Genomic DNA, 4772 nt, shown 5'->3' on the forward strand with positions numbered 1-4772 from the left:
CTTCCTCTCAATTGGAAATCCGGGATGGCCGCTGCTTTGTTTGAGTATGCCCAAATTTATGGAAGGCGTATGTCTAATTTTGGATAATCAACACTCGTGGCCCTCGACTTTATTCGCCACGTTAAAGGTGAGTGTCTTGCCGTGCGGGTTTTTCAAGTTCCCAGCCGCATCGTAGTCATACTGAACCGTGTTGCCTTGATATGTCCATGACGTTAAGCGGCCGGCAAAATCATATGTAAACGTATGCGAATCCGCACCATCAAAATACATTACAATGTTTCCGTCCGCATCGTACGCATAGGTCAAATCCAATGCACCCGCACCGACGACATGCTGATCCGTTAATCTTCCGCGTCATAATACAATTGATACACGCTTAAAGAAGAAATGTTGGAGCTATTCCTTCGACACGTGACAGGCACTCTTGTCACAATCCTATGTTAAAACGAAACGGAGTAATAATCCTGTCCATAAATACAAACAGAACTATTACTCCATTAACCCGAAACTTTGTTCTATTTAGAACTTTTCTAAATCTAGCTTATAAATAATATTTTTACTAACTCCATACAATATACTTCCTCTACCAAAATAATAATCAAATGTCAATTTGTTCCCTTGTGTATCGTATGCTGTATATTCTTTATGTTGCTTATTTTCTAGACTAATTCCCACAATATCTCCTTCATTGGTTAAAACAAAAACCATATTGTGCCCAACAACCAAATTTTCTCCACGACTAACATTCGATTCCCACCAACAAGCAGTATTACTATTCTTTTTTAATTGCACTATAGGATATTTTGCATCTGCACTATAATAATATAGCCATACATCGTTAGAATCAGAAATGTTTACTGCATGACAATGATCAATGGGTGGAAAATTTCGTTGCTCAACTAACATATCAAATGCATCATATATAATAGCTCCATTTTTATCAAAACATACAATTCCCTTACTTCCTATTTCACTTTCATGAAAAATTCCTTCATCACTATAACCAATCCATATATGGTGATCTTGATCTACTTTACATGTATTTACTCCATTACCTACACAAAATTCTTTTAATAAATTTCCTTTTTTGTCATATATAAATGCATTATTTTCTTGATCATGTGTTAAGTAACCACAGATTAGTAGATAGTTATCTTCTATTAACTGCAAGAAGTGTAATTCTTTATTTGCAACAACTTCATACGACCGCTTCTCTCCATTATCTAAATGGACTATTTTATATAAAAAGGGATTACCATTAGTATTTTCATGTAAATAAAGTATCAATATATCGTCTTTTAATCCCAAGTCTACAGATATAGGTTCATATTTACTTAATTCTGTAATTTCATAATATTTATTAAATATTAATTTGTCAGTATTCAAATATATAACCCCCTTCTTTTTATAGAGAGGCATTATTATCTTTTAAAAGATAATAATGCCCGAAAATAATATAACTAGAAAGGAAAACTTGTTACAACTTTACCGGATGGTTCCCGAATGACTCTTACTCTATTAGTAGGTTTCCCCCTAGTATCTGTTCCTACGGGTCTTTTAAATGTTTTTTCATGGATAGTTCTACCATATCTACCTGTTCTTACGGGCTTTGTCCTCGCAGTTGCTCTAGTGGTTCTCTTTAAAGTTCTATTACTTTTAAACTTACTTTTTGGTTTTTTTCCATCTTTCATCTTTTTATTAGATTTAGGACCGTGCTCCTCTTTAATATGGTCCCAGTCTATCTCCCCAAGTTTTTTTCCTAAATACCACGCTCCATAGGCCCCGACAACAGCAGCAGTACCAATTAACATTACTTGTCCAACACCAGGAACAAAATAAAGCCCTACAGCATACGCAAACTTCCCATCCGGATCCACCAACATCACCGGATTGTTGTTCGCGTACGTATAGCCGTTTTGTGTGAGGATATCGTCCTCATCACCTGGGTCTGGATCCAAGGATAGGAACACACCTTGTTCTGGGCGGTAGTACCGGGCAATCAGATAGTACAGACCCGTTTCTTGGTCATATTGGTATCCCGCATATCGGTATGGATTTTCGTCCGCCAATGCGCCGGATTGGGAAAGAATGTTCCCCCATGCATCATATTGATAACGGGCCACGATGTTTCCTTGCGCATCCGTTAGGGCGATCACGTCGCCATGCGCGTTGTAGTGGTAGAAGTACGTCACGCCGCCTTGCTTCATCGCCAGGCGTTGGCCATCGGCGCTGTACACATACGACCGCACAACGCTGCCGCTTGCATCGGTTTCATATAAGACGTTCAGGCTGTCGCCTTGGTAATGGTAGTTCGTCACCACGCCATTCACGGTCTTCTGGATGCGCCGGCCGTCTTCATCGTATTGATACGTCGCAAACGGCGTGCTTTCGCCTTTTCGGGTGATGGAGACAAGTTGGTCGGCTTCGTTCCATTCATATCGATACTGGCCGTCTTCCAAGCGATTGCCGTTCGCATCGTACATGATCGTTTCATCGCCGAAACGGATCAACTGATTCGCCGCATTATAATCAGCCGTGGTCGTCGTCGACTGCCCGTCTTTCGTTTTCACGATTTGCTTCCGATTGCCGAATCCATCGTACGTATACGCGATCGTCGTTCCATCCGGCCATTGCTCTTCGACTAGTTGATCGAGCGCATCGTAACGGTAAACAATCGCTTCTCCTGTTGGGGACTCGATTTTCGTCCAATTGCCGTTTTCGTCATAACGGTACGTTTCCGCCAATAACTTGGTTCCGTCCGCTGTTCCCACTGACAGACTTTTCACCAAGCCGCGGTCATCATACGTGAAGGTAGCGCCCGCTCCATTTCCAGTCTTAAACGTGCGAACGTGTCCTCTCTCGTCATCATCAAAGCGATACGTATACGTTCCGTCTTGGACGATGGTATTTTGGTCCAAGGTGTTGTATTGATAGGTGATGGTTTGGCTAAAGGAACTATGTGAGAATTGGAATTTCTTCCATTTATCCGAGGTTATCGGATAAATGCTTTTCGTCTTTTTCTAAATTTCATTTTCAATCAAAATACGGTTGGTTGCCACTCGTAGATTTCCTTCCATAAGCCCCATTGGGTCAAACTTTTCTTGAAAAAGAGAAAAACCTTAAGAGAGATATAGACTCTCCTAAGGTTGGCATACTTAACATATACCTGTTACTTCATTCTCATTCGAAATTCAAAACCCTTAACATTCATCGGCATCTTCTAATCCAAAATATTTTTTCACGCGTAATGGAATATCATTTAAATGGTCGCGTTTCTTTAGTTCCATTAACAGATCTTCTTCCGTATGAATCTTGTTGAACATTCCAAATATTTCCCTTTCAATAAACTTTTTCAGTTCGTTCTTTCGATCTTCGTCAGGGATAGGAATCTCAAAATCTAATAGCTCCTTAATTCTTATACTTTCCCCCTGATCCAAGGAACTTAGTCTATGATAAATATGCATCACAAGGCGGCCTAGCTCAAGGTTTTTTATAATAAACCCATAATCGATATGATAATAATTACCATAATTTGATTTTGATAATTTAATTATTTTTATAATCTCATCATTGCTAAAGCTCCACTGGGTTCCCTTCTTTTTAAAAGAATGGGCTTTAAACAACTCATCTAAATATTTTACAAATTCGGATTTATCCATTCTATCACCCCTTAATAAACATGCAAGACTGTTTTCCATTTTCCTCCATGTTCTTGTTCAAATATTCGCTTATATTTTTTTAACTGTCGCTTCCCTCGAGCAATGGCTCTAGGATTATACGGTTTTAATTCATAGATGGTTCTCGTATTGTCGTATTGAAGTCCACAAAATCTGGACGAATACCTTTTATCCCTTTATATTCTTTAATTCTTCCCTTTAATTCATCATGCAAATGTGCCATATATTTTTTATGCATCTGTCGACCAAGTTTGAAATTAGATTTTGTGTACTGCCTTCCAACCTTAACAATATACTTCCCTGCGCCTCTAACAAGTTTAAGCTTTCCCCCACCAATCGCGCCAAGAGCCGTTTTTTTGGCGACATACATCCATCCTCTTCCGGTTTTATACGCCTTATACCCATCATAAACCGCAAACCCAGCATTGATGGCCAACCATACCCAATGCCCATCCGGATCCACCAACATCACTGGATTGTTGTTCGCATACGTATATCCGTTCTGTGTAAGGATATCGTCCGCATCCCCTGGGTCTGGGTCCAAAGAAAGGAACACACCATGCGTTGGATGATAGTATCGGGCAATTAAGTAATAGAGACCCGTTTCTTGGTCATATTGGTATCCCGCATATTTCTTGGTCATATTGGTATCCCGCATATCGGTATGGATTTTCGTCCTCTAAGTCGCCAGATTGGGAAAGAATGTTCCCCCATGCATCGTATTGGTAACGGGCCACGATGTTTCCTTGCGCATCCGTTAGGGCGATGACATCGCCATGGGCGTTATAGTGGTAAAAATACATGGAAGTACCTTTTTGTGATGAGAAACTATATAAGTTGCAATTTTGTTTTACATGGCATTGTTCGCTCTTCTTGTCACCGTGCCAGCTTGTCAGGTGATAAAGACGGGACATGGAGATCGGAAATTCTTTATTACAACCTATATACCTAAATTTTTTCTTTGTTTTCTATTCATTTTTTTCACATAAAAATAAAAGGTTCATCACCAAATTTTGTGATTTAGTGACAAAAAAGAGAAAGCACTGACGAGATCCTGGCAATAATGTTAGCGGTGAAATAAACATTAAGGAGGTC

General features: G+C 39.7%; 5 protein-coding genes and 1 pseudogene. All 6 read right to left on the reverse strand.

Going from position 1 to position 4772, the window contains the following annotated elements:
• Nucleotides 1-87: 87 nt before the first annotated feature.
• The gene (locus CV945_RS16250; RefSeq protein ID WP_100660163.1) at nt 88-312 is read right to left on the reverse strand and encodes an RHS repeat domain-containing protein; all 225 of its coding nucleotides are present in this window, start codon (nt 310-312) and stop codon (nt 88-90) included.
• 207 nt (nt 313-519) lie between these two features.
• Nucleotides 520-1386 (reverse strand): hypothetical protein, encoded by an 867-nt coding sequence (locus CV945_RS16255; protein WP_043968556.1) that lies wholly within the window; start codon nt 1384-1386, stop codon nt 520-522.
• Between the two features lie 74 nt (nt 1387-1460).
• Nucleotides 1461-2903 carry an RHS repeat domain-containing protein gene (locus tag CV945_RS16260; protein WP_100660164.1) on the reverse strand — a complete coding sequence of 481 codons (1443 nt, stop codon included), beginning with the start codon at nt 2901-2903 and terminating at the stop codon, nt 1461-1463.
• A 297-nt stretch (nt 2904-3200) separates the two neighbouring features.
• Nucleotides 3201-3659, reverse strand: coding sequence for a DUF4304 domain-containing protein (locus CV945_RS16265; RefSeq protein ID WP_042382768.1), 459 nt, complete (start codon nt 3657-3659; stop codon nt 3201-3203).
• Between the two features lie 11 nt (nt 3660-3670).
• Entirely contained in the window at nt 3671-3796 is a 126-nt protein-coding gene (locus CV945_RS16270; protein ID WP_100660165.1) for a hypothetical protein, read from the reverse strand.
• Nucleotides 3784-4495: pseudogene (locus CV945_RS16275) on the reverse strand (RHS repeat-associated core domain-containing protein); the annotation flags it as partial. The gene CV945_RS16270 and the pseudogene CV945_RS16275, both read right to left, overlap by 13 nt.
• Between the last annotated feature and the right edge of the window lie 277 nt (nt 4496-4772).

This window comes from Geobacillus sp. Manikaran-105, assembly GCF_002809955.1.
Taxonomy (GTDB): Bacteria; Bacillota; Bacilli; order Bacillales; family Anoxybacillaceae; genus Geobacillus; species Geobacillus thermophilus.

What these genes read in the sequence shown, in the direction of transcription:
- CV945_RS16265 (WP_042382768.1), bottom strand. Translation starts at nt 3,659, where the DNA reads ATGGATAAATCCGAATTTGTAAAATATTTAGATGAGTTGTTTAAAGCC.